Origin of the sequence: Bacillus cereus group sp. BfR-BA-01349 (assembly GCF_022663795.1) — a bacterium.
Classification (GTDB): domain Bacteria; phylum Bacillota; class Bacilli; order Bacillales; family Bacillaceae_G; genus Bacillus_A; species Bacillus_A cereus.
The window spans coordinates 1-23,228 of the sequence record NZ_JAKUGE010000041.1 but is presented as its reverse complement, the minus strand read 5'-3'; the positions used below and the strand labels follow the sequence as shown (position 1 = coordinate 23,228).

The window sequence follows — 23,228 nt, the reverse complement described above, 5'->3', positions numbered from 1 at the left end:
AATGAATGAAGTGTTGGCAAAGGGGATAAAAGCAAAAGAGGTTGCTAGAGAACTTGTGCTTAAAACTACAGATCAAAAAAATGAAGCACTTGCTGCAATTGCTAATCAGCTGATAGTAGAAACAGCTTATATTTTAGAAGAAAACAAACGGGATATTGAAGAAGGTAAGGAGAAAGGATTTTCTCATTCACTCCTTGATCGCCTTATGCTGAATGAACAGCGTATTGTTGATATGACAGAAGGGATTAAGCAGCTAATTAAATTACGTGATCCTGTAGGAGAATGTGTAAGTGCATGGGAAAGGCCAAATGGACTATCTATTCAGGAAATGCGCGTACCACTTGGTGTTGTTGGGATGATTTACGAGGCAAGACCGAATGTAACAGTGGATGCTGCTACAATTTGTTTGAAGACAGGAAACGCAGTCATATTACGTGGTAGTTCTTCTGCTATTCATTCTAATAAAGCCATCGTTGCCGTTATTCACAGAGCGCTCAAACAAACAAGCTTACCTCAAGAAAGTGTACAGCTTATAGAAGATACAACGCGAGATAGCGCGAAGCAGTTGTTTACAATGAATGATTATCTAGACGTTCTTATTCCAAGAGGTGGCAAACAATTAATCGATACTGTTGTGAGGGAAGCGTCTGTTCCAGTACTTGAAACAGGTGCGGGGAATTGTCATATTTTCATTGATGAAACAGCGGATAAACAAATGGCATTTGATATTATTATAAACGCAAAAACGCAGCGTCCATCTGTATGTAATGCAATTGAAACGATTGTACTTCATGAGAAGTGGGCAGAGCAATATGGTAGCGAGTTGTTTTCTTCCTTGAAGGAAAGAGGAGTGGAGCTACGTGGTGATAATAAAGCAGTGGAGATTGATCCTTCTATCTTACTTGCGACAGAAGAAGACTGGGAAACTGAGTTTTTATCTCTCACACTAGCAGTGAAAGTGGTTTCCACTGTTGAAGAAGCGATTCATCATATAAATACGTATGGATCTATGCATTCTGAAGCAATTATTACTGAAAACGAGGAAAACGTCAGCAAGTTTTTTACTTCTGTAGATGCCGCGGCACTTTATCATAATGCATCGACTCGTTTTACAGATGGATCCGAATTTGGATTCGGAGCGGAAATTGGTATCAGTACACAAAAGTTACACGTAAGAGGACCAATGGGGCTTCCAGCATTAACTTCTACAAAATATGTGATTCGTGGAAATGGGCAAATTCGAAAATAATAATAAAAGACACTCAATTGGCTTGGGTGTCTTTTATTATAAAAATTATTTACCATACAAATAGCCCAACGAGCATAGCACTTAATAAAGAAACAGCCATCCCGCTAACAAGAAGCTTCCAAACATTTTTACCGATGACTGATGATTTTTCTCCGCCAAATAATGAATTGTAAGTTCCGTAAATCATACCTACTGTACTAAAGTTAGCAAAAGAAGCTAGAAATGTCGTTGCAACCGCAACCGTATGCGGTTGTAACGACTTTAAGTTTGATTTTAAATCCATCATTGCAACAAATTCATTCGTCGTTATTTTGATCCCCATTAATTCAGCTACATACATAGCATCACTGCCTGATAAACCGAGTAAAAATGCAAAAGGACTAAAGATAATGGAGAAGATTTTTTGAATTGTTAACCCCGTTACAAAAAATCCTAAAATCCCATTTAAACATGCTGTTAAAGCTACATAACCAATTACCATAGCTAAAATAACGATAACCATATTCATCCCAACTAACATACTGTTTGAAATAGTAGAAAAGAAATCCTTTTTTTCATGTTTTGAAGGTGTGTAAACAACGTCTTCTTCTTTCGAAACTTCCACAGGATTTAATACATTGGCTAAAATTAATGCGTTAATACAATTTAATGGAATGGCGCTGAAAATATATGTTGCTGGCACCATTGATAAATAAGCGCCAAGAATGGATCCGCTAACGCTACTCATACTCATAATTCCAAAAGTTAATAATCGATTTTCTTTTAACACAGATAATTGATCACGAACAACCGCAAGTGCTTCGGTGTTTCCTAAAAACATCATTTGAATCGAAAAGAAACTTTCTAACTTTGGTAAACGAGAAATCTTTGAAATAACTGCACCTACTTTATCAATAATCCAAGTTAAGATTCCGAAATAAGATAGAATATCGAAAAAAGTAATAACAAAAATGATAGGAAGTAACGCACTAAAGAAGAAATCAATGTGCTGACTTTCCATAGCTGAAGGAAATGCAAATCGAATACCTTCATTCGCACATGCTAGTAGCCAACTGAAAAATGACGCAATTTTATTAATGATAATACTGCCGAGCTTTGTGCCTAACATAAACCATGTAATAAAAAGCTCCAATAGGATGAGAATTACAATTGGTCTCCATTTTATATGTTTTTTATTAGGCGAACATAAGAAAACGATTAATATGACAACGAAAATCCCTAACATATTCAATATGAAATACATGTCAACAACTCCTTGAGGCTTATTATTTGTATATAAAAAAGCCTCTATTCTTCCAAATTTGGATTATGATCAGAAGTTATGAAGAGGGTAAATGATGTTTGGGATTCACGTATTTTATTTTGCTGTATTTTGAGCAATCGCAGTAATTACAAAACAAGTAGCTATTTTCAATTGCTTTGTTGGATATTAAACGTATGCGATTTTAAACATCGTTTATCTCGGATTAACGGGCAGTAAGACTTTTACCTCAAAATTCAGGGAAAGCAAAGAAGTTAGGTGGGAGTGGGCTGCCCGCAAAATCCCGATTGGTAAGAGCTGATTAAAGTTTCACTTTATAAATAAGAACGGTGAGTTGGCCATGAACCTTGAAGTTTCCGAAGCTGTATAATTTGTCCTGTATGATAAGCATCATGCAAAAGGATATTCATATATTGTTGCCAAACTGGTAGAGAAGGACTTAGTTGATCTAGTTCTGCTTCTTGAAGGGCGGTTAATGAAGATTGTAAGGCATCATGTACTTGAAGTGTTCGCTTTACTGTTTGTTGCCAAGCGTTATCATCATTAGGCTCACCTTGGATAAAGGTTTCATCATTATTTTGTGGAGCAACAAATGTATTATCTTCATGTAAGCGGGAAAGTAAGCGCTCTTTAAAAATTAATAAATGGTTCACATTTTCCCAAATCGTATTACTGGCAGCACCTTCTGGTTTCCAACATGCTTGTTCAGCAGTAAGATTTTTTAACGCTTCAGATATCGGTGGGTACCATTCTTCCTCGTAAAAAACTTGTTGGACTCCATTTTGCAACATTTCTTTTCTTCCCATTCTTATAGCCTCCTGTTCATTTTTCTTAATAAAATCAATTCGCTTTTCTCTTCAATAAACCTTCTCTATAGTTGAACAAGAGAGTGAAATACAACGTATAATTGAGCCATTAAAAAATCTCATTTTTAATATGATATTTAATAATCAAGGCTTTCATTGAGTCAGAATGAAAAGAGTATGAACCTTTTTCTGTTTGCTCATTGATCAAAGTTTTTTTAAAATTGCAAAACGGTTCTAAAAATATAGAAGGTAAAATTCGATAAAAATAGAATATGTTATATAGCAAACAAGGAGGGGATAAAAATGGAGGTCTATCACATAACGAGCAGAAAAAGGGAAACATACAACGTTCAGGTGAAATATTCGATACTTTTCGAATGTGCACTTGGCATTGCTGCGATTACTCATAAAAGGTTAATTGATACACTTGAAAAGACTCAAAGTGAATGGGAAGAAATTAAGGAAGCATTAACAGAAGAAATGAGAGAACACTTACAGTTTGTAGAAGAACATAATACGTGGAAAGCATTACTCCAGTTATTGTATGAAGAGGATTTTCAAGATTTATCGCAGTTTAAGTTTAAAATTGATTCACTTTCAGAAGAAGATTTGAAATTTATATGTTTACCGTTTTTAGGAAAGAAGTATGAAGAGAAAAGACGTTTAGCTGCAACGGGAGTTGTATGTGCAATACACGAACTAAAGGAACTAACAGATAATCATCAGTTTTTTTCTACTTATATTAGCTTTATATGTAATGTAGATGTACAAGTGCTGAAATCGCATTTAATCGCTGTTATGACAGGTTGGTATGAGAGTGTTATTAAAAGAGAGGAAGAACAAATACTTTCTATATTAAAACGAGATTATGAAGCAAAAAATGAAATGAATAAAAAGATGAAACCAGAAGAGTTTGTTGAGTGGGCTACTGGTGGCATTAACTATATGCCAGAACCAAGTGTTCATCACGTGCTTCTTATCCCGCAAATGACGTACAGACCGTGGAATATTGAAGCGGATATTGATGATACAAAAGTATTTCATTATCCAGTTGCGAATGAAAGTATTCATCCTGAAGATCCGTATGAACCGAATTATTTTTTAGTTCAAAAACATAAGGCTCTTGGAGATGAAGCGAGATTGCGAATTGTAAAAATGTTGTTTGAAAAAGAACGTACATTACAGGAAATAACGGAAAGATTACAGCTTGGTAAATCGACTGTACACCATCATTTGAAATTGTTACGTGCAGCGAAGTTAGTTGATATACATGACGGAAAATATGTATTAAGAAAGAAAGCAGTACAGTCTTTAGCGAAAGAATTAGATATGTTTTTGAATAGATAATTAACAACGGGAATGTACATAAAGGGAGGAATATAAAAGAAAAGAGAACAACACAATTCATTCGGAAAACGTGGCTAGAACAGTTTCTTCACGGCTTTACATATTTTTTCACAAAACCAGTTATCGTTTGGCTCAGTGTCTTTCTTACTTTCGTGCCATTTGGAGTTGGGGTTACGCTAGTTACAAACCTTCCTTATATAAAAGATGAGCTGTCAGCAGGGTATGCAGAGTTTGGTTATTTTATGGCTGGTTTCCCGTTTGGCTATGTAGTTGGATCTATACTAGTTGGAAAAGTAACATATAAAAGCCGGCGTATACTTATGCTTGGTGGATTGTTTATAGGAGGACTCACATACATTTCTCTAGCGTTCAATCATAGTATAGTAATTGCGGTGTCCATTGAAGTTGTTGCAGGTATTTGTATTTCATTTTTCAATGTTCATAACACAACAATATGCCAACAAACAGTACCAAACAATATGATAGGACAAATATTTTCAGTGCGTTTATTTTTCATAAGATCCGCTATGCCGTTAGGTGTGTTATTAGGAGGCATACTAAGTGAAATGTGGGGAGTAAGATCACTTTACTTTATCATCTGTGCGATTATATGTATTACTTCTTTAATAGGACTATTACTTCCATATTTCAAATTTTTAGATGAAGCGGTTAAAGAGAAAACAGCATAATGCAAACTTTATAATTGAAAATAATTATCATAATCAATTATAATGGAAGAATAGTAGTATTCGTATTATAAAGAGGGAGTGGGATATATGTTTATTGAAACGAAAACATTTACAGTAAAAGAAGGTACATCAAATATAGTTGTAGAACGTTTCACTGGCGAAGGTATTATTGAAAAATTTGAAGGCTTCATCGATTTAAGTGTTCTTGTGAAAAAAGTAAGACGCGGCGACGAAGAAGTTGTCGTTATGATTCGCTGGGAATCTGAAGAAGCATGGAAAAACTGGGAAACAAGCGAAGAACATTTAGCAGGTCATAGAGCGAGTCGTGGTAAACCAAAACCAGATCATATCATTAACGTGGATCACGCCGTTTATTATGTAAAATCATCGAAAGCGGCTTATCAACAATCGTAATATATATGTAAGGTAGAGGATATTTGTTTAGTAATAAACGAATATCCTCTTTTTTTGATGTGTGGTAAAATATGGATGTGACATATGTTTTATTGTTTCGTTATAAATGGAGGGAAATGAAGTGAAAAAAATGTTTGGAGGTTACAAATGTTAGAAGCACAAACATCTATTAAACATGAGCAACATAAAAAATTAGTGCAAGCAATAGTAGCTGAAATCTTATCAATAGATAAGGTAACTGGATGTATGCTTATCGGTTCTGTCGCAAGAGGTGATGCATATCCTGAGTCGGATTTAGACTTATATATTCTGTTAGAGGACGGACAAAAGAAGAAATTTCATTCTGAAACGAGAGAAGATATTTTAGTTGAATATAAGTATGCAGACGTTAATCAAATACTAGTAAACTTTAAAAATAATCCAATGGAACTATACTCATTTTTAGAAGGGGAAATTTTGTTTGATAAAAGCGGTGAGTTAAAAAAGTTAAAGGAAATAGCTGCATATGAATTTGAAAACTATCGTGTTTCTAGCGACAAAGTGAAAGGTATTTCTCATTGGTTACATAGTTCGCTCATTAAAATTCAGTCTGCTTTGAAAGCAAATGATGAGTTAAAGGCTTCATACATCGTTTATACGTCAATTTGGACATTGTTAGAAGGGATATGGGCCATTAATAACAAACCTACACCGCCAGCTGGATCTGTTTTAAGATATATTCAAACGTTGCCGAATAAGCCAATTCATTTGGAAGCATTACTTCATAAATTATTTTTAGGCGATACGAAAGAACGTATTGAATCGGCAATCGTGTTAATGGAGTGGGTGTTACATAAATAATAGTGTCTAATGTTGTTGGTAAATCGATATCTCGTTTCTAAGATCCGATATATTGGAAAAATCGTTGATATAAATTTCATATACTACATAACTAGCAACTAAAAGAGCGTAATCTAGTCTAATTTCCAGCTAGATTACGCTCTTTTTAATCCAATTGAATTTCAAACTCAAGTACAGCTTGATCTTTTCTAAACGGCATATTGAGTTCTTTAAATCGTAAGCTTATTCCAGACAAATTATCAGGAAGGGCAGGAGATATAACGAAATGATGACTAAAATGTCCATCAGTGCCGCCACCACCTTCTGACCAGCAGTCATATGTATCATCTATTGATAATTGAAAGAAACTATGAGGCTTATTTTCATTAAAAGCATCATTCGTAGAATCCCAATCGCTATATAAATAAACTACACTAGCATTTGCATATTGCCGAATAAAAGTTACGGTATACATGATACCTTTATGTTCATACGTTTTAAAAACAGGTATATGTTTTTTGAATGTAGTTGGTTCGACGCGAGGTTTAAATTCACCTTCGTCCATCATAGAAGAGAACAGTGAATTTAAATAGTTTGGATAAAATCCGTATTGCTTTGCCCATTTATAAATAGCTTCATCATGTGGAAAACCTGGATCACCACCTGAAAGTTCTTTCCGTTCTTTTAATAGGGCACAAATTTTTTCATCGATAGTATATAATCTTTCATCGTAATAATCAGTAGGGCGTTCAAAATTCATTCGTTGCATAATCATTCCTCCTTTTCTTTATTTTAGCAAAAAAGAAAGGGCAATACATTTTTAAATATTAAGTGTAAATCAAATGTTATAGACTTAAAATGAAGTTTGAAAACAAGTTCTATTTTGCAAAGAAATTGCTTATGCATAAAATAATAATAATGTATGAATCAAGCAGGTTTCCCATATGGTAAAGTACGAAACTATTATAAGTAGTACAGTGATATAAATAGGAGGTTACCGCTATGACAGCTGTTTTTAAAGATATGGCGTTCCAGTTAAAAACGGAACGACTCGATCTGAATATGTGGGAGGAATCTGATGCAGTCTGGCTGAGAAAATTAATTGGTGAACGTGGGGTGGACATGCCAACCATTGAATCTGTTCGTAGCTCTCTTATCGAAATGCGCAAGAAAGCAACTGAAAATGGCATTTCTCTTCTTACTATACGTAGGCGAGAAGAAGGGGATTTTATCGGATACTGTGGCTTAATCATTGGTCGTTCCACGCTTGAAGAGCCAGAGATTGCATATGAGTTGTTTCAACATGCTCATCGCAAAGGTTATGCGACAGAGGCAGCATCAGCAGTGCTAGAGGCAGCGATTGCTACGGCGCGCCAAAGACTTTGGTCTACTGTAGGTGCTTGGAATACTGCGTCTTTTCGGGTGTTAGAAAAGATAGGCTTTAAGCGGCATCATAGTACGTACGTTTGGCGAACGCGGTGAGATTGTTTGGAATGTGCGCTACCTGTAGAAATCTGATCAAATTCGGAACGATAAAAAATATACAAGAAAGCCCATATGTTAGATTACTAAGTAATCTAACATATGGGCTTTTCTTTATGGTAAATATTGATTTTGTTTATATTTTAGCTTAATTTTTTACATCTTCGAATAATTGGAGTGCCTCTTTCACATTCAATCCATTTTTTACAATGCCATGTATTGCTTGGATCATCGCAGCTGGGTGCTCGGATTGCCATATGTTTCGGCCCATGTCTACTCCAATTGCGCCTTCTTGCAACGCATTGTACGTAATGTTTAATGCGTCTTCAATTGAATCTAGTTTGGGGCCGCCCGCGATGACTACTGGGGCAGGGCATGTGCTCGTTATTTTTTCGAATCCTTCGCAGTAATACGTTTTAATGATATCAGCACCCATTTCAACACATACGCGGGAAGCAAGTGCTAGAAAGCGAGCTTCACGTTTTTGTAATTCTTTTGCGACTGCGGTAATGCCGAGTACTGGCAGGCCGTAATCATGAGCTTCAGAAACTACATTTGCGAGATTTGTAACAGTTTGTGTTTCATAGTCTGATCCAATGAAAACAGAAACGCCGACGCCAATTGCGTTTTGTTTTACTGCTTCTTTCACAGGTGTAACAATTGTTTCATTCGCTAAATCTTTACCGACGACAGTAGCGCCGCCAGATACACGCATAACCATCGGTGTGCTGCAGTTTTCAGGAATACAGGAGCTAAGTACACCACGCGTTAAAAAGAGAGAATCCGTGTAAGGAAGTAAGTTTTTAACAGTTTCAAGTGGCTGTTCAAGCCCGTGAATTGGCCCTAAAAAGTAGCCGTGATCTATCGCTAACATTACCGCTCTGCCATCAGGTAAAATTGTATTTAATCGATTTTTAAATCCCCAAGTCATTCCAAATCACTCCTTCGTTAATGTTGGATTTTCCGTTTGTACTGTATCTTTATTTGGTAAATGTGGTGACTTTATAAAAACAGCTTTAAAAGGTTTGTCAGAATGGTTAATCAGATAGTGAGATTCATGAGGGCGAACTTGCAGGACATCACCTTGTTTAATCGGAACTCTTTCGTTATTTACATAGAAGTCTATTTCACCTTCTAACGCATAAAAAACTTCTTCACACGTTGTATGGTAATGATTTTGAAACTCTTGCCCAGGCTGAATGACAACAAGACCAAGATCAATACTCGGGCCTTGTATTAAATATTTCGGCCCGTTATCACCGAAGCGATAGGAGAAATCATTTTCATTCGCTTTTAACATACAGTTCACTCCTTTATGTAAATGTGTTACAGTGCACCAGGCGCAATCCACATATGTGTTGTAAGTCCTTTATCAGCTAATACGAGTTGACTGCTATACACGGTTTTCCATGTTTCATAGAATTCCTTGTATAGCTCGTGATTTTCAGTGATTGGTTCAAATGTATTTTCCCACTGTACAAATTGTTCGGCAGTCTCTTCCAGAGATGTATATATTCCAGCGCCAACTCCAGCAGCAATCGCAGTTCCTAAAGAAGCTGCTTCTTTCACAACGGGTACTTTTACAGGAATACCAAGGACGTCCGCTAGAATTTGTGGCCATAGTTTTCCTTTAGCAGCACCGCCAGCAAAAATGACTTCAGAAGGGAATGTTCCTGTGAGATTTTCTATTAATTTTAAGTTACCAAGTGTAACGAAGGCAGCATTTTCTTCAATAGCACGAAACAGTTCTTTTTTTCCGCATTTGTCAGCGTCTAAACTTAAATTTAAAAAAGAAGGTGCGGCATGACGCCAAGAAATGTAGTTCATAACGTTTGAAAAAGTAGGGATAATACCATATGAACCGACAGGTACGTCTTTCGCTTGTTCTTCTAATAATTCATAAGCATCTACACCGAGTTTGTCAGCAAGTTTCTTTTCTTCTTGGCAAAAAGCGTCTCGAAACCAGCGCATAACGAGACCTGGGAAAAAGGCGATTGTTTCATATTGCCATAGGTTCGGAACGACGTGACAATTTACTCGAATTGCAGCATGTGGATCTGTTATTGGCTCAGTAACATTCACTTCTTGTTGCCAAAAGCTGCCGCCGCATATTAAAGTTTGATTTGGGTTTACGACTCCAGTCCCGAGTGCTGCCATTTGAGCATCACCGCCGCCAGCGACGACAGGAATCCCTTCAAGTAAACCAGTTAGTGTTGCACACTCTTTTGAAACATTACCAATCACAGTGCCAGCTTCATTTACTTTTGGTGAAAATGGCAAATTTATACCACACTCTTTAGCGACATCGTTATCCCAATTCCTATTTTGTAAATCAAAGATTCCGGACGTACAACCGTTGGAAGGGTCGATTTGCAGTACGCCGCTTAATTTATACAAAATCCAATCATTTAACATCGTAAAGGAGTGAATATTGCTATAGACGTCTGGTTCATGTTTTTTAATCCAAAGTAGACGTGGTAAAGCACCCAATGAAAAAGTTTGCCCAGATTTTCTGTATAAATCTTTTTCAAGATGTGAGCGGATTTCTTTTAGCTCACTAACTTCAGCGGATGCACGGCCATCAACATTTGCACATGCCCATATTTCTTGCCCATGTTTATCATATAAAACAAAACCTTCTCGCATACTTGTAGCGCTAATAGCAAGAATAGAAGAGGCAGGGGTATTGCTTTTTTGAAGAACCTCTTTCGTGCATTCTTGTACTAGCTTCCAATTTTCTATTACATCAAAGTTCATAGAGCCTGGATAACGAGGGTCAGATTTGTGAATCCATTCTTTTTGACTTACTGCAATTTGATTACCATGTAAATCAAAAAGAACTGCTCGAATGCTCCCTGTACCAGCATCGAAAGCTAATAAATGGGACATTAACAATCACCATCCTTTCGTAATAAGGAGAGGGCAGTTTCCTCATCGGTAATTAATGAATGAATAAACTTTCCTTTTAAGGCACCATAAATTGCATCTATCTTTTCAGTACCTCCAGCAACACCGACGACATGATTCATATTGCGCAAAATAGAGAGGGGCGTGCCAATTAGACGATTGTGATGCGAGAGCTCTAATAAATCGCCATTTGTATTATAAAACTGTCCTAAAATATCGCCAGCACCGTTTTGACTACGAATATATGTCATCTCACGTAGTGTTAATTTTTCTTCTTTTACAATCGTAGCGTCTTGAGATAATCCCCCAATACCGACAACAGCCGTATGAGCAAGTGAAGCGACTTGAAGCATATCTTTTACACTCGGTTCTGATAGAATACTTTGTGCCATTTCGGTTGTAGACGCTAGAAACGGCGTAGGGATAATGTGAAGTTCGCCTTGCATGTAGTGTAAATAGTTTTGTTTTCTCGGGAGATAGTGATTTACCCCGCCTGTTAGCGTTACGATTGAAAGGTTGATAGAACTTTCAAAATGAATGTTTTCTAGCATTTTACTTATCGTTTCACCCCAGCCGATGCCGAGTAAATCACCTTGTTGGAGATGAGTCTCTAAATATTGTGCAGCGGCTTTTCCGAGAGAAGTAGCATAATTGTTTATTGGAGTAGGGATAATGAAAGCATCTTTTAAGTGGAACTTTTTCATTAAGTCACGTTCAATGCTCAAGCAATGCAAACCGGTTCCTTTTACGTGAAATGTAACGATACCTTCACTGCGCGCTTTATCTAATAACCGGACGACTTTATTTCTTGAAATATGAAGAAGCGACGCGATCTCCTGTTGTGTTAATTGGTCTTTATAATAGTACCAAGCTACTTTAGTTAATAAATTTTCTTCAAAGTTCAGCTGAGTCATACTCTTCATCCCTTTCAACAATTGACCACAGCTTAAACATATGTACCATATATTTTGTTTATTCCAGTTGGAACGATTAATAGTACGTAGAAAAAAGTGTTCTAGATATAAAAAAAGGAATATACAATGCTACAAAACAAGTAGAACAAATAATCATTTTCTCAAAAAATGTTCTGGGTAAAGGCAGGTGACATCATGTGGAGAATGTGCCCTTATTACAAGTGAAGAAAATGAGTAAGGCGTTTTCGAATCAACTTGTGCTAAAGGAAGTGAACTTACAAGTAGAGCATGGTGATATATACGCTTTAGTTGGTGGAAATGGCGCCGGGAAATCGACATTAATGAAAATATTAACGGGGTTATATTCGTATGATGATGGAGAGATGTATGTAAAAGGAAAGAAGCAACAGTTTTCAAATCCATCAGAAGCACACCGAAAAGGTATTTATTTAATACCGCAAGAACCACTCATTTTTCCGCATATGACTATTGAAGAAAATATATGTATCGGGTTAAAAGAAAAGAAAAAGAAACTAAAAGTACAGATTCAGCAATTGATTAGCAGCTTAGGATGGGATATTGACCTTAATAAACTAGGAGGAACATTATCGATTGCGCAACAACAGTTAGTAGAAATCGTTAGAGGATTAATAAGAGAAGCTGAGATTCTTATTCTAGATGAGCCAACATCGACATTAACAACACACGAAATTAAGAGTCTTTTTGTGTTGATGAAAAGTTTACAAGAAAAAGGAATTGGGATGATTTATATTACGCATCGTTTTCCAGAAATATTTGAAATTGCCAACAAAGTAGCAATACTACGTGATGGAATGGTTGTAAGCCAAGGTGATGTATGTGACTATACATATGACATGCTGATGGAGGGACTATTGCCAAAAGGATATAAACAGAAAGAGAAAATAGAAGTAGTTCAAGAGACAGCAAAGACGAAAAAAATATTAGAAGTGGTTGATATAAATGGTCACGCATTCGAAAATATATCATTCACTGTACATGCGGGTGAGGTTGTAGGTGTTGCTGGCATTATAGGATCTGGCAGAACGGAATTAGCAGAAGCGATATTTGGATTGAAAACTATAAAATCAGGGTCTATCTTATTGGGTGGAAAATCAATTGATACGTGTTCTTTGCATAAAAGGCTAGACGAAGGCCTAGTTTATGTGCCAGAGGATAGGGCGAGGAATGGAATTTTCTCAATTGCTTCTGTTAAAGAAAATATTGCAGCAGCAAGTTTATATCAAAATAATCGCTTTTTTATAAATCAAGAAAAAGAAAGCGCTTTAGTTAATTCGTTTATAGAACAGTTCCGAATTGTTGTACAGAATATGAATAAAGAATTGGCATCTTTATCAGGAGGTAATCAGCAGAAGGTCGTGCTTGCGAAGTATCTTGCATGTAATCCTAAAATTATTATTCTTGATGAGCCGACTCGCGGAATTGATGCGAAAGCAAGGCTTGAAGTGTATGAGACGATAAAAAAAATGAAAAGGGAAGGACTCGCAATTTTATTAATCTCTTCAGATGTTGAAGAAATTATCCAATTAGTAAACCGTGTATATGTAATGAGAAATGGGCGATTTGTTTCTCATATGGAAAAAGAACAACTGAGTGTGAATGAAGTTACACGCCTTGCATACGGAGGTGTAACGGAATGAAACGTATGTATAAAATGCACGAAACGTCTATCATAATGTTACTACTAATTTATATAGCTATTGTAGGGATGATAAACCCTAGTTTTATTCAATTTACCTCGTTATCTTTACTGATGAAATCAAGCGTTATTTTAGTCGTGCTAGCAATCGGTCAATCGTTCGTCTTATTTACGAAAAATATAGATGTATCAGTTGGTTCAAGCATGGGATTAAGTGCAGCAGTTTGCGGAATGATGTTAACGAATGGGTATAGTGCATTCTTGTCGATATTTGTAGCTATTATACTTGGGGCCATTATCGGTTTCGTAAATGGTATTGGAGTTGCGAAGTTTCGGGTACCAGCCATTATTATGACATTAGGCATGTTAGGAATTGTTAGAGGTGCAATGTTAATTTTCACAGGCGGGAAGTGGATTGAAGATATTCCAAACGATTTTAAGCAGCTGTCATCTATCATCATTCTTGGTTTACCTATAACTGTATGGTTCGTTCTTATTATTTTACTACTACTATACTTCTTTTTAAGAAAAGTGCCATTGGGAAGATACTTTTATGCGGTAGGTGATAATGAAGATGGCGCGAGGCTTATTGGTATACCTGTTAATAAAGTGAAGATATATGCGTTTATGATTTCAGGCATAAGCGCTGCGCTCGCTGGTTGCATATTTGTTATGAATATCGGGTTCGTTCCAAATCAAACTGGTACAGGAATGGAACTACAGGTGATTGCAGCTGCTGTGCTAGGAGGAATTCATCTAAAAGGAGGAACAGGTTCTATATTTGGAGCTGCACTAGGAGCATTGTTTTTAGAAGTGATAAGCAGTTCACTTATCTTTTTAAAAATACCAGCATTTTGGAATAATGCTATTTCAGGTTTTTTACTATTACTTATTATCATATTAGATAGCGTCATGAAGAAGTGGAAAGCAGAAAGGAGAATGAATCTATGAAGTATTTTTACAGATGGGAAGGTGTGTTAATCATATTACTTCTTATAGAATTCATTCTCTTTAGTTTTATAAACAGCAATTTCTTAAATATTAGTAATCTCCTTTTTAGTACAAATGATTTTCTATTCATAGCAATCGCGGCAATTCCAATGACTTTCGTTATTGTAACAGGAGGAATTGACGTATCTGTAGGATCAATTATGGGGCTAACCTCGATTTTAATTGGTGTGTTTTGGATGAATGGGATTCATATTTTACTAGCAGTAATAATGGCACTTATAGTCAGTTGCTTAGCAGGAGCTTTAAATGGGCTTATTATAAAATTGACAGATGTAGAACCACTAGTCGTTACACTCGGAACGATGTTTTTATACGGAGGAATTGCACTCGTTATTTCAGGAGGGGCAGGTGCTTCTGGATATGAAGGGATAAGCGGTTTACCTGATACTTATGTACAACTAGCAAATGGTAGTTTTATAGGAATACCCAATTTATTATGGCTACTTATTTTATTAACAATTGTATGCACGATTTTGTTTCACCGAACGATATATGGGCGCCACGTAAAATTAACAGGCGCGAATGAAAATGCAGCAAAATACACCGGGATTAAGACGAAGAAAGTAGTAATCATTGCTTACATACTTTCTGGGTTAGGAGGTGGATTAGGAGGAGCTTTCTTAACTGCATATTTCGGTTCTGCACGTGCTGATATAGGAAGCGAAACAATATTACCAATCATTACAGCAGTAGTATTAGGCGGGACACTTATTACAGGTGGAAAAGGAAGTATTTTCGGTACTGTACTGGCGAGTATTTTCATTGGGCTCATGCAGTATGGCTTGCAAATGACGGGTTTAACAAATGAACAATCCAATGTAGTAATAGGTATTATCCTTATTCTTTCAGTTATTATGAGACATTTCAAATTACATCAATTTTTAGCGGGGAAAAGACAGAGTTTGCATAAGGGGGAAATGTCATGAAGAGAAAACTAGGGATTGTATTGATTGTATGTATTTGTTTAATCGGTTTAATTGCGTGTTCTAGCCAAACGGCAGATAAGAAAAAGGCTGATGATGTGAAATTTGCATTTATTCCGAAATTAACAGGAATTGGTTTCTTCACATCGGGAGGTGAAGGAGCAGAGGAGATGGGAGAGAAGCTAGGCGTACAAGTGAAATATGATGGGCCGTCTGAAGCGAGTGTATCAGGGCAAGTAAAGTATATAAATAATTTTATTAACCAAAACTATGATGCACTTATGGTTTCCTCTACATCAGTTGATGGTTTATCGCAATCACTACAACGTGCTAAGAAAAAAGGAATGACCGTCTTAACATGGGATTCTGATGTGAATCCGAAAGATCGTTCTTTTTATATAAGCCAAGGAACACCAGACCAACTTGCTAACTTATTAATAGAAATGACTTCTAAGCAAATTGGAGATAAAGGAAAAGTAGCATTCTTTTATTCTAGCCCGACAGTAACGGATCAAAACCAATGGGTAACGAAAGCGAAAGAAATTATTAAAAAGAAATATCCGAACTGGGAAATTGTAACGACGCAGTACGGTGAAAATAATGCACAAAAATCTTTATCCGTAGGGGAGAGCATATTAAAAACGTATCCAGATATTAACGCAGTTATTTGTTCAGATGCAACAGCACTCCCAGCAATGGCGCAGGCAGCTGAAAACTTAAAAATGGATAAAAAAGTAGTGGTAACTGGATTTTCTACACCGAACGTTATGCGTGATTATGTAAAACGAGGAACAGTACAACAATTTGGTTTATGGGATGTAAAACAACAAGGTGCTCTCGCAACGTATGTAGCAAATGAAATTGTTGTAAAAGGTAAGAAGTTAAAAGTAGGGGATAGCTTCGAAGTAAAAGGAATTGGAAAAGTGAAAGTAGAGCCAAACTCCATTCAAGGATATGATTATGAGGCAGAAGGGAACGGAATTATCGTATTACCAGAACGAGTTGTATTTACGAAAGATAATATTGATAAGTATAATTTTTAGTAGACAAAAAAACGTCCGAATATATCGGACGTTTTTTTATTTCTGCATTAATTATGAACAGTTTCTTTTTCGTTTAATCCAAGTGTACGACCAGTAGAAGTGTGAAGGTCTTGGAACAATCTTGGATTTTCAGTTAGTGAAATGCCATATGAAGGAATCATTTCTTTTATTTTTTCTTCCCATTCTACCATGCGGCTTGGGAAACATTTTTCTAATACTTCAAGCATGACGTGAACAGCAGTAGAAGCACCTGGTGATGCGCCTAGTAATGCGGCGATTGAGCCGTCAGCTGCACTTACTACTTCTGTACCAAATTGAAGTGTTCCTTTACCGCCAGCATCAGTATCTTTAATTACTTGTACACGTTGTCCAGCAACTACAATATCCCAATCTTCACTTTTCGCGTTCGGAATGAATTCGCGTAATTCTTCCATACGTTTTTCATGTGATAACATAACTTGCTGAATTAAGTATTTTGTAAGTCCCATTTCTTTTACACCAGCGGCTAACATCGTTAAGACGTTATTCGGTTTTACAGAACCGATTAAGTCAAGATTTGAGCCAGTTTTTAAGAATTTAGGTGAGAAGCCTGCGAATGGTCCAAACAGTAAAGCTTTTTTATTGTCTATATATCTCGTATCTAGATGAGGTACAGACATTGGCGGAGCGCCAACTTTAGCTTTACCGTACACTTTCGCATGATGCTGCTCTACAACTTTTTGGTTTTTACATACCATAAATAGTCCACTTACTGGGAAGCCACCGATATGCTTTGATTCAGGGATACCAGTCTTTTGAAGTAGAGGTAGGCTACCGCCACCGCCGCCAATAAAGACGAATTTAGCAGTATGATGCTCAATTTTACCACTATTCATATCGTGTACTTTTACTTCCCACAAACCATTTTTCGTGCGCTTAATATTTTCGACACTATGCTTGTAGTTTAGCTCGACATTTTTTGTTTTTAAGTAATCAAACAACATACGTGTTAATGCACCGAAGTTAACATCTGTTCCAGAGTCAATCTTCGTTGCCGCCATCGGTTCATTAGATGTGCGACCTTCCATAATGAGTGGAAGCCATTTTTTTAATGTTTCAGGAGCATCAGAAAATTCCATTCCTTGAAACAGTGGATTTTTTGAAAGCGCTTCAAAACGGTTTTTTAGAAACTCAACATTTTTTTCCCCTTGTACTAAACTCATATGAGGTAGTGGCATAATAAAATCTTGTGGATTACGAATTAATTTGCTCTTTACAAGATATGCCCAAAATTGTCTTGAAAGCTGGAATTGCTCATTCACTTTTACAGCTTTACTAATATCTATAGATCCGTCAGCTTTTTCGGAAGTATAGTTCAGTTCGCATAGCGCAGAATGCCCTGTACCTGCATTATTCCATTCGTTAGAGCTTTCTTCCCCGGCACTTGCGAGTTTTTCAAAAACTTTAATTTCCCATTCTGGTGCTAATTCTTTTAGTAATGAGCCTAACGTTGCACTCATAATTCCTGCACCAATTAAGATAACGTCTGTTTTTTGCTGCATGTTGCTCATGATAATCTCTCCATCCCCTATATTGGCAAAAAAGTGTAGGTGTTTTCTATGTCTAAGCCGTAAAAGAGAAACACCGCCTAGGCCCCACCTAGGTGTATACTTTTTTGTCTCAATTATATAACCATCTCATACTCTATTATAATAATTAATAGACTAAAATATCTAGTGTTATCTGATAATTTTAAACTATTTAACGTTTTATTCGCTAAAAATCTTATTTAACAAGCTCTTTTAAGGTGGTAAATGAAAAAAAAATACAGTTTGAAATTATCTCGAAAAAGCTTACGTATCCTTAAGTGACTAAATCGAGTACCTTTTTATGGGATTATTCTTTCTGTAATGGTAAGATTATTCTGAAAAATAAAAAGGAGGGACTCTAATGTGTACAAAAGAACAAATTTCAAACTTATTTCGAAACTTTTCAATAAAGGAATGTAAAGGGTCAAGTGATTTATATGAATATTTATCAATGAAAATTGCTGAAGATGAGGAAGTACTTACACTATCGTCCTATGCTCAGGTAGGTCAACCAGTCCCAAACTTACTATTGGGTGCAGTACATTATTTATTGCTAGCAGGGAAAGAACATCATTTAAAAACGTATTATAGTAGTTTAGTTGAAAATGCTGATACAAATTTAGATAAAGCTTTTAATCATTTTAAAGATTTCTGTAAAGAGTACCGAGAAGAAATCATTACTTTGTTACAAACGAAACTCGTTCAAACAAATGAAGTAAGACGGTGCGCATACTTATACCCAAGTTTCTGCTACATATTTAACAAAGTGAAGAAGCCGTTAGCGTTAATTGAAATTGGGACAAGTTCTGGGTTGCAACTGTTCTGGGACCAATATCGTTATTCGTACGGGACGGATGAAATGTACGGAAATATAAATTCAAATGTGCATGTAACTTCTGAAATAAGAGGGGAGAATGTACCGCATTTTCTAAAAGAAAGCCCATCTGTCGTAGAAAGAATCGGACTGGACTTACATGTGAATGATTTACATAATGAGGAAGATTATTTATGGTTACGTGCTTTAATTTGGCCAGAACATAAAGAAAGGCTTGAGATGTTTGATCAAGCTGCATCTTTAGTGAAAAATGAATCTGTCCAATTAATAGAAGGAGACGGTGTAGAGCTATTATCATCTATTATTGAACAAATAAGTGAAGAAGCTGTTATTTGTATTTTCCATACACACGTCGCAAATCAAATACCAGAACAAGTTAAACATAAATTAGAAAAACAAATACAAGAAATCGGCGCAAAACGTGATGTATTCCACCTGTATAACAATATGTGGGATCGTGACCTTCATATTGATTATTATATTAACGGAAACGAATATCGTGAAACGGTTGGAGAAACAGAAGGACACGGGAGATGGTTTAGCTGGAAGATTGGAAACGAGACGCTTATTTAGATTAATAGGGGCGCCCTCACTTGTAAAAGAAGGGACCATAGGCTCAAGCATTGACTAAATGGTTAAGGAATAAATGTATTAGTAACATACAAAAAATGCTTCGGAGAAATCCTAAGCATTTTTTGAATTACATTTAAACCCCATAATGGATCATGTACTTCTGTTCTGCTGCAGCTTGTACAATTTTTGAAGCTAACTCATTCAGCTCATCAGATTTTCTGAAGAACTTTGAGGATGTAACTGTTTCATAGAAAATTGCTAATGATTCAGGCGGGATAATTGTAATACCACAATAAGCTAAACCGTATTTCTGATTTTTGACTGTATGGAAGTAGGTTTTCATAATTGATAAATTTTGATTTAAACTACTGATAATATCATCATCAACAGATATACAATGATATTTCTCTGGTGTATAATCTTCGTAATTTTTTTGAGAAGTAAAATCGTCATTTTGTTTACGTGTAATAGAAATGATTATGTAGTTCATTAGTATAGTACTTCATAAAATATCTTCGTTTCTTCTTCGTGAAGACAGTTTACTTATCGGTAAACTCATCGGGAGCCCAAGTGGCGATTTCATTCCCAGGTGCAGCGACTACAAGCCATTGCTCACATAGGACACCAGCTTGCCAACATTCATAATAATCATGAAAACCATTTAAAAAAATAATTTGTCCACTCTCTAATGTAATAATTAAATGAGGGCTTTCTAAGCCAAGTTGTATATCGGTAACTTTTTGTCTTCTTATCTTACATATTCTTTCATATTCTTCTTTCTCAGAATAAACTTCAAATTCATCTTCATTTAATGGGTAGCTTTTTTGAGGTTTATTAAATAAACACCATTTGGATTCGATATTGATATATAATTGTCCGTCATAATCAACTGAGTCGTGAAAGTTTGTGAAATGAATCTTTATAGCGCCTGGAGAAATACCAAATTGTAATCCATCAACTTGTGATCCGATGAATAGATTTTTTAACACTTTTTCAGCGTGAATTTTATCCTCTGTATTCATTATTGAATTCCTCCTTTTCATAAAAATATACCTTATATTTTTATTGTAATAAATAAATTTTCATGTAAAATGAACCTTTTGTGAAAAACGAGCGAATATAGTGTGAAGGATTATGAGAGGGGAACGGAGCTTTGGATGAAGTACAATTAAAAGAATGGCTATATAAACGAAAGTATGTTATCTAAAAAAGACCTTGAGAAAGTGTTACTTTCGATTGCTGAATAGATATTTAGTAAAAAAAGCAACTAATAATTATATTATGTAAATTCTTTTTGTAAAACACCCATAAAAAATGGATGTTTTATATTTTGATATATTAGGTGGAATATATAGTTTAAAAAAGCGGAATACTTTGCGGAAAGTTAAAGACATTTTTCGCAAAGTATTCCGCTTTTACTTCCATTAATCGGTCAAAGTTGCAACTGAAGTATGCATCTGGCCAATTTTTAATGGATAGGTCAGGAGTATTAACATAGACACCTTTTGTAAAGGGGAGTATTGCCAAACGGAAGTCTTCACCCATCGAATACTTCCACCAGCACCTTCTGGTTGCTCCCAAGTAGCGAATATTGATATGTTTGATAGTGCTTTTCGGTAAAAGTAAGCAGTTGCTCATTTGGCACCTCAGCAACAGCACCGCCTAATCCGTGGAAAAATACGGAGGTGGTGGAAAAGGGTAAGTTAAATCGTAATTTCTATTTGATTGCCTTCTGGATCGCCTATTACACTTTCATAATAGCCATCTCCAGTAAAACGTGGTCCATTTAATAAAGGATAACCAGCATCTTTTATCACCTTTGTTAGTTCATTCACACGTTCTTCACTACCGACAGAAAAAGCCATATGAGCATAGCCGGTTATGTTTAAATTAGGCTTATTTTCAATCCCTTTTTTACGCATAAGTTCAAGCCTTGCTCCAGATTCGAACGTAATAAAATAAGATTCAAATTGTTTCATTTCACTATGGTATAACGAGTTTGCTTTACCATTAAAGTATTTTATATAAAAATCACGCATACATTTTAAGTCATTTACCCAAATTGCAATATGTTCAATTTTCATAGGTTTCACCAATCCTATCTGTATCAATTAGGCTTCCACTGTATTAAATTTGCATTTGCATTGCAACAATTTTGCTTTGCTATTAAAGCTAGTTGTTAATTTTTGATTGTGTACGTACATACAATATGTAATTAAGTGAATGACCATCATAGTAATTACAGAAAAGGGTGAATACAGTATATGAATCAATTTGAACAAATGATGTACGTTGGTGTCATCATGTCTATTGTACTATCTGTAATGATTTTAGGGTCCTTATATTATAATCCTCGACTTTCGTTAACTGATTATCCGAAAGATATTCAAAAAGTAGTTTTTCCAAAATCGATTCATGAAAAAAAGCAAAGCATTTATTTTAATATTGTATATAATACTATTCTTTTCGGTAGTCCTTTCGTTTCTACATATATACTACATAAGCATGAAAAGTTAATGTATATGGATGCCTATTTACACAATTTTGGTATTTTAATGATTTTCAATTTAGTAGATTTACTTATAATTGATTGGCTAATTTTTTGCTGGATTACTCCAAGGTTTGTTGTGATTCCTAGTACGGAAGGTATGAAAGGATATAAAGATTATAAGTTTCATTTAAGAGGGGCTATTGTCGCTACTCAAATTTTAGCAATCGTAAGTTTATTTTTGGCGGGAATTGCTACAACTATTTAGTGTGAAGAAGAGCATGGAGCTTTTATAAAAGATAAGGAGATTTATAATATATAGAATTAGAAATGAGAATTTGATAGTATTGGAGTAAGGAGTTTTAATAGCGGTATATTAAACAATATTAATATACCGTTGCAAATGTTTTGATATTATGTAAAATTATACTATTTTACGGAGACATTTGATAAAATTCGAAAAAATATAATGGAGGCTAATATGAAAAAAGTAATTGGCGCAGCAACAGCAACTATTTTTGGATTGGGGGCGTTTACCTCAACTGCTACCGCAGAAACAATCGTAACAGCAGATGTACTTAACGTACGTGAAAAACCGACTACAGAATCAAAAGTGGTCGAAAAAGTAAAGAATGGGCAAGAGTTAAAAGTCATAAATACCGAAGATGGCTGGTCAAAAATTGAATTGAACGGTAAAGAAGTGTTTGTAAGTTCGGAGTTTACAAAAGATGTGTATCATGTAACGGCGAATTTGTTAAATGTACGTACTGAAGCAAACACGGATTCAGAAATTCTTGGCAGACTAAAAAAAGATGATGTAATTGAATCAACGCATCAAGTAAAAGACGGATGGCTGCAATTTGAGTATAAAGGAAAAATTGCTTATGCAAACGTTTCTTTCCTATCAAGTACAGCACCAACTGAAAAGAAAACTGAAGAGAAAACGAAGCAAGTAGCGAAAGTACACAAATCAGTTAAAGAAAAGAAAGAAGTAAAGACGCAGAAAGTAGCAAAAGCGAAAGAAACAACGAAAGCACAAGAAATAGTAAAGCCTAAAGAAGAGGTAAAAGTCAAAGAAGAAGCGAAAGTGCAAGAAATAGTAAAGCCTAAAGAAGAAGCAAAAGTCAAAGAAGAAGTAAAAGCGCAAGAAATAGTAAAGCCTAAAGAAGAGGCAAAAGTCAAAGAAGAAGCGAAAGTGCAAGAAATAGTAAAGCCTAAAGA

The 23,228-nt window shown here is 35.6% G+C and carries 22 protein-coding genes and 3 pseudogenes; 13 read left to right on the top strand and 12 right to left on the bottom strand.

The features are described 5' to 3' along the window. The first annotated feature begins 1 nt into the window (after position 1). Complete coding sequence (locus MR169_RS20325) at positions 2 to 1,249, top strand: glutamate-5-semialdehyde dehydrogenase (protein ID WP_001006622.1); 1,248 nt, start codon at positions 2 to 4, stop codon at positions 1,247 to 1,249. A 49-nt stretch (positions 1,250 to 1,298) separates the two neighbouring features. On the opposite strand, the gene MR169_RS20320 is transcribed toward MR169_RS20325, so the two are convergent. Then, entirely contained in the window at positions 1,299 to 2,492 is a 1,194-nt protein-coding gene (locus tag MR169_RS20320; RefSeq protein ID WP_000273603.1) for a NupC/NupG family nucleoside CNT transporter, read from the bottom strand. Positions 2,493 to 2,824: 332 nt separating this feature from the next. Further along, positions 2,825 to 3,316, bottom strand: coding sequence for a DinB family protein (locus MR169_RS20315; protein ID WP_000532722.1), 492 nt, complete (start codon positions 3,314 to 3,316; stop codon positions 2,825 to 2,827). A gap of 303 nt (positions 3,317 to 3,619) precedes the next feature. On the opposite strand from MR169_RS20315, the gene MR169_RS20310 reads away from it, so the two are divergent. From MR169_RS20310 to MR169_RS20295, 4 genes and pseudogenes are all read left to right on the top strand, one after another. Continuing rightward, positions 3,620 to 4,663: an ArsR/SmtB family transcription factor gene (locus MR169_RS20310; RefSeq protein ID WP_000454577.1), complete on the top strand. Its 1,044-nt coding sequence runs from the start codon at positions 3,620 to 3,622 to the stop codon at positions 4,661 to 4,663. Between the two features lie 32 nt (positions 4,664 to 4,695). Then, positions 4,696 to 5,352, top strand: a pseudogene (locus MR169_RS20305) (MFS transporter); the annotation flags it as partial. An 87-nt stretch (positions 5,353 to 5,439) separates the two neighbouring features. After that, positions 5,440 to 5,766 carry a heme-degrading monooxygenase HmoA gene (hmoA, locus tag MR169_RS20300; RefSeq protein WP_000469503.1) on the top strand — a complete coding sequence of 109 codons (327 nt, stop codon included), beginning with the start codon at positions 5,440 to 5,442 and terminating at the stop codon, positions 5,764 to 5,766. Between the two features lie 147 nt (positions 5,767 to 5,913). Then, positions 5,914 to 6,606: a nucleotidyltransferase domain-containing protein gene (locus tag MR169_RS20295; RefSeq protein WP_098520502.1), complete on the top strand. Its 693-nt coding sequence runs from the start codon at positions 5,914 to 5,916 to the stop codon at positions 6,604 to 6,606. A gap of 145 nt (positions 6,607 to 6,751) precedes the next feature. Here MR169_RS20295 and MR169_RS20290 read toward each other — a convergent pair whose 3' ends face one another. Then, complete coding sequence (locus MR169_RS20290) at positions 6,752 to 7,354, bottom strand: hypothetical protein (protein WP_242319935.1); 603 nt, start codon at positions 7,352 to 7,354, stop codon at positions 6,752 to 6,754. A 233-nt stretch (positions 7,355 to 7,587) separates the two neighbouring features. Between MR169_RS20290 and MR169_RS20285 the strand changes: the two are divergent. Then, positions 7,588 to 8,095, top strand: a pseudogene (locus MR169_RS20285) (GNAT family N-acetyltransferase). Between the two features lie 120 nt (positions 8,096 to 8,215). Here the strand turns inward: MR169_RS20285 and lsrF are convergent. The 4 genes from lsrF to MR169_RS20265 are packed head-to-tail and all read right to left on the bottom strand — an operon-like array spanning position 8,216 to position 11,888. Then, complete coding sequence (gene lsrF, locus MR169_RS20280) at positions 8,216 to 8,998, bottom strand: 3-hydroxy-5-phosphonooxypentane-2,4-dione thiolase (RefSeq protein WP_044797288.1); 783 nt, start codon at positions 8,996 to 8,998, stop codon at positions 8,216 to 8,218. Positions 8,999 to 9,004: 6 nt separating this feature from the next. Further along, entirely contained in the window at positions 9,005 to 9,367 is a 363-nt protein-coding gene (locus MR169_RS20275; RefSeq protein WP_242319934.1) for a cupin domain-containing protein, read from the bottom strand. Positions 9,368 to 9,393: 26 nt separating this feature from the next. Next, positions 9,394 to 10,956 (bottom strand): autoinducer-2 kinase, encoded by a 1,563-nt coding sequence (gene lsrK / locus MR169_RS20270; RefSeq protein ID WP_000018818.1) that lies wholly within the window; start codon positions 10,954 to 10,956, stop codon positions 9,394 to 9,396. Beyond that, on the bottom strand, positions 10,956 to 11,888 hold the full coding sequence (locus tag MR169_RS20265) for a sugar-binding transcriptional regulator (protein ID WP_000192702.1): 933 nt from the start codon (positions 11,886 to 11,888) through the stop codon (positions 10,956 to 10,958). The genes lsrK and MR169_RS20265 overlap by 1 nt, the downstream gene beginning before the upstream one ends. A gap of 197 nt (positions 11,889 to 12,085) precedes the next feature. On the opposite strand from MR169_RS20265, the gene MR169_RS20260 reads away from it, so the two are divergent. Genes MR169_RS20260 through lsrB form a run of 4 tightly spaced genes read left to right on the top strand, consistent with a single transcriptional unit; the run spans position 12,086 to position 16,543 of the window. Continuing rightward, the gene (locus MR169_RS20260; protein WP_137074978.1) at positions 12,086 to 13,567 is read left to right on the top strand and encodes a sugar ABC transporter ATP-binding protein; all 1,482 of its coding nucleotides are present in this window, start codon (positions 12,086 to 12,088) and stop codon (positions 13,565 to 13,567) included. After that, positions 13,564 to 14,517 carry an ABC transporter permease subunit gene (locus tag MR169_RS20255; RefSeq protein WP_025117862.1) on the top strand — a complete coding sequence of 318 codons (954 nt, stop codon included), beginning with the start codon at positions 13,564 to 13,566 and terminating at the stop codon, positions 14,515 to 14,517. Before MR169_RS20260 ends, MR169_RS20255 begins: the two co-directional genes overlap by 4 nt. Beyond that, entirely contained in the window at positions 14,514 to 15,503 is a 990-nt protein-coding gene (locus tag MR169_RS20250; protein ID WP_000873530.1) for an ABC transporter permease, read from the top strand. The genes MR169_RS20255 and MR169_RS20250 overlap by 4 nt, the downstream gene beginning before the upstream one ends. Beyond that, the gene (gene lsrB, locus MR169_RS20245; RefSeq protein WP_242319933.1) at positions 15,500 to 16,543 is read left to right on the top strand and encodes an autoinducer 2 ABC transporter substrate-binding protein LsrB; all 1,044 of its coding nucleotides are present in this window, start codon (positions 15,500 to 15,502) and stop codon (positions 16,541 to 16,543) included. Before MR169_RS20250 ends, lsrB begins: the two co-directional genes overlap by 4 nt. A gap of 47 nt (positions 16,544 to 16,590) precedes the next feature. On the opposite strand, the gene MR169_RS20240 is transcribed toward lsrB, so the two are convergent. Then, positions 16,591 to 18,093 (bottom strand): malate:quinone oxidoreductase, encoded by a 1,503-nt coding sequence (locus MR169_RS20240; RefSeq protein ID WP_000069138.1) that lies wholly within the window; start codon positions 18,091 to 18,093, stop codon positions 16,591 to 16,593. A gap of 379 nt (positions 18,094 to 18,472) precedes the next feature. Between MR169_RS20240 and MR169_RS20235 the strand changes: the two genes are divergently transcribed. Further along, positions 18,473 to 19,519, top strand: coding sequence for a DUF2332 domain-containing protein (locus tag MR169_RS20235; RefSeq protein WP_016118113.1), 1,047 nt, complete (start codon positions 18,473 to 18,475; stop codon positions 19,517 to 19,519). A 133-nt stretch (positions 19,520 to 19,652) separates the two neighbouring features. On the opposite strand, the gene MR169_RS20230 is transcribed toward MR169_RS20235, so the two are convergent. The 4 genes and pseudogenes from MR169_RS20230 to MR169_RS20215 form a co-directional block, all read right to left on the bottom strand. Next, entirely contained in the window at positions 19,653 to 20,009 is a 357-nt protein-coding gene (locus MR169_RS20230; RefSeq protein WP_001106576.1) for a hypothetical protein, read from the bottom strand. 49 nt (positions 20,010 to 20,058) lie between these two features. Further along, positions 20,059 to 20,541, bottom strand: a complete 483-nt coding sequence (locus tag MR169_RS20225; RefSeq protein WP_001090913.1) for a hypothetical protein — start codon at positions 20,539 to 20,541, stop codon at positions 20,059 to 20,061. Between the two features lie 334 nt (positions 20,542 to 20,875). Continuing rightward, positions 20,876 to 21,218 (bottom strand): annotated as a pseudogene (locus tag MR169_RS20220) (BBE domain-containing protein); the annotation flags it as partial. 4 nt (positions 21,219 to 21,222) lie between these two features. Further along, entirely contained in the window at positions 21,223 to 21,603 is a 381-nt protein-coding gene (locus MR169_RS20215; protein ID WP_242319932.1) for a VOC family protein, read from the bottom strand. A gap of 180 nt (positions 21,604 to 21,783) precedes the next feature. Here MR169_RS20215 and MR169_RS20210 point away from each other — a divergent pair, with 180 nt between their 5' ends. Both MR169_RS20210 and MR169_RS20205 read left to right on the top strand, forming a co-directional pair. Further along, positions 21,784 to 22,275, top strand: a complete 492-nt coding sequence (locus MR169_RS20210; RefSeq protein ID WP_001071231.1) for a hypothetical protein — start codon at positions 21,784 to 21,786, stop codon at positions 22,273 to 22,275. Between the two features lie 213 nt (positions 22,276 to 22,488). Further along, positions 22,489 to 23,228 (top strand): SH3 domain-containing protein (locus tag MR169_RS20205; RefSeq protein ID WP_242319931.1); only part of this gene is annotated, 740 nt, incomplete at its 3' end.

What these genes read in the sequence shown, in the direction of transcription:
- MR169_RS20250 (WP_000873530.1), top strand. Translation starts at nt 14,514, where the DNA reads ATGAAGTATTTTTACAGATGGGAAGGTGTGTTAATCATATTACTTCTT.
- lsrF (WP_044797288.1), bottom strand. Translation starts at nt 8,998, where the DNA reads ATGACTTGGGGATTTAAAAATCGATTAAATACAATTTTACCTGATGGC.
- MR169_RS20290 (WP_242319935.1), bottom strand. Translation starts at nt 7,354, where the DNA reads ATGCAACGAATGAATTTTGAACGCCCTACTGATTATTACGATGAAAGA.
- MR169_RS20255 (WP_025117862.1), top strand. Translation starts at nt 13,564, where the DNA reads ATGAAACGTATGTATAAAATGCACGAAACGTCTATCATAATGTTACTA.
- hmoA (WP_000469503.1), top strand. Translation starts at nt 5,440, where the DNA reads ATGTTTATTGAAACGAAAACATTTACAGTAAAAGAAGGTACATCAAAT.
- MR169_RS20320 (WP_000273603.1), bottom strand. Translation starts at nt 2,492, where the DNA reads ATGTATTTCATATTGAATATGTTAGGGATTTTCGTTGTCATATTAATC.
- MR169_RS20230 (WP_001106576.1), bottom strand. Translation starts at nt 20,009, where the DNA reads ATGAACTACATAATCATTTCTATTACACGTAAACAAAATGACGATTTT.
- MR169_RS20310 (WP_000454577.1), top strand. Translation starts at nt 3,620, where the DNA reads ATGGAGGTCTATCACATAACGAGCAGAAAAAGGGAAACATACAACGTT.
- MR169_RS20240 (WP_000069138.1), bottom strand. Translation starts at nt 18,093, where the DNA reads ATGAGCAACATGCAGCAAAAAACAGACGTTATCTTAATTGGTGCAGGA.
- MR169_RS20235 (WP_016118113.1), top strand. Translation starts at nt 18,473, where the DNA reads ATGTGTACAAAAGAACAAATTTCAAACTTATTTCGAAACTTTTCAATA.
- MR169_RS20210 (WP_001071231.1), top strand. Translation starts at nt 21,784, where the DNA reads ATGAATCAATTTGAACAAATGATGTACGTTGGTGTCATCATGTCTATT.
- lsrK (WP_000018818.1), bottom strand. Translation starts at nt 10,956, where the DNA reads ATGTCCCATTTATTAGCTTTCGATGCTGGTACAGGGAGCATTCGAGCA.
- lsrB (WP_242319933.1), top strand. Translation starts at nt 15,500, where the DNA reads ATGAAGAGAAAACTAGGGATTGTATTGATTGTATGTATTTGTTTAATC.
- MR169_RS20225 (WP_001090913.1), bottom strand. Translation starts at nt 20,541, where the DNA reads ATGAATACAGAGGATAAAATTCACGCTGAAAAAGTGTTAAAAAATCTA.
- MR169_RS20215 (WP_242319932.1), bottom strand. Translation starts at nt 21,603, where the DNA reads ATGAAAATTGAACATATTGCAATTTGGGTAAATGACTTAAAATGTATG.
- MR169_RS20275 (WP_242319934.1), bottom strand. Translation starts at nt 9,367, where the DNA reads ATGTTAAAAGCGAATGAAAATGATTTCTCCTATCGCTTCGGTGATAAC.
- MR169_RS20315 (WP_000532722.1), bottom strand. Translation starts at nt 3,316, where the DNA reads ATGGGAAGAAAAGAAATGTTGCAAAATGGAGTCCAACAAGTTTTTTAC.
- MR169_RS20295 (WP_098520502.1), top strand. Translation starts at nt 5,914, where the DNA reads ATGTTAGAAGCACAAACATCTATTAAACATGAGCAACATAAAAAATTA.
- MR169_RS20265 (WP_000192702.1), bottom strand. Translation starts at nt 11,888, where the DNA reads ATGACTCAGCTGAACTTTGAAGAAAATTTATTAACTAAAGTAGCTTGG.
- MR169_RS20325 (WP_001006622.1), top strand. Translation starts at nt 2, where the DNA reads ATGAATGAAGTGTTGGCAAAGGGGATAAAAGCAAAAGAGGTTGCTAGA.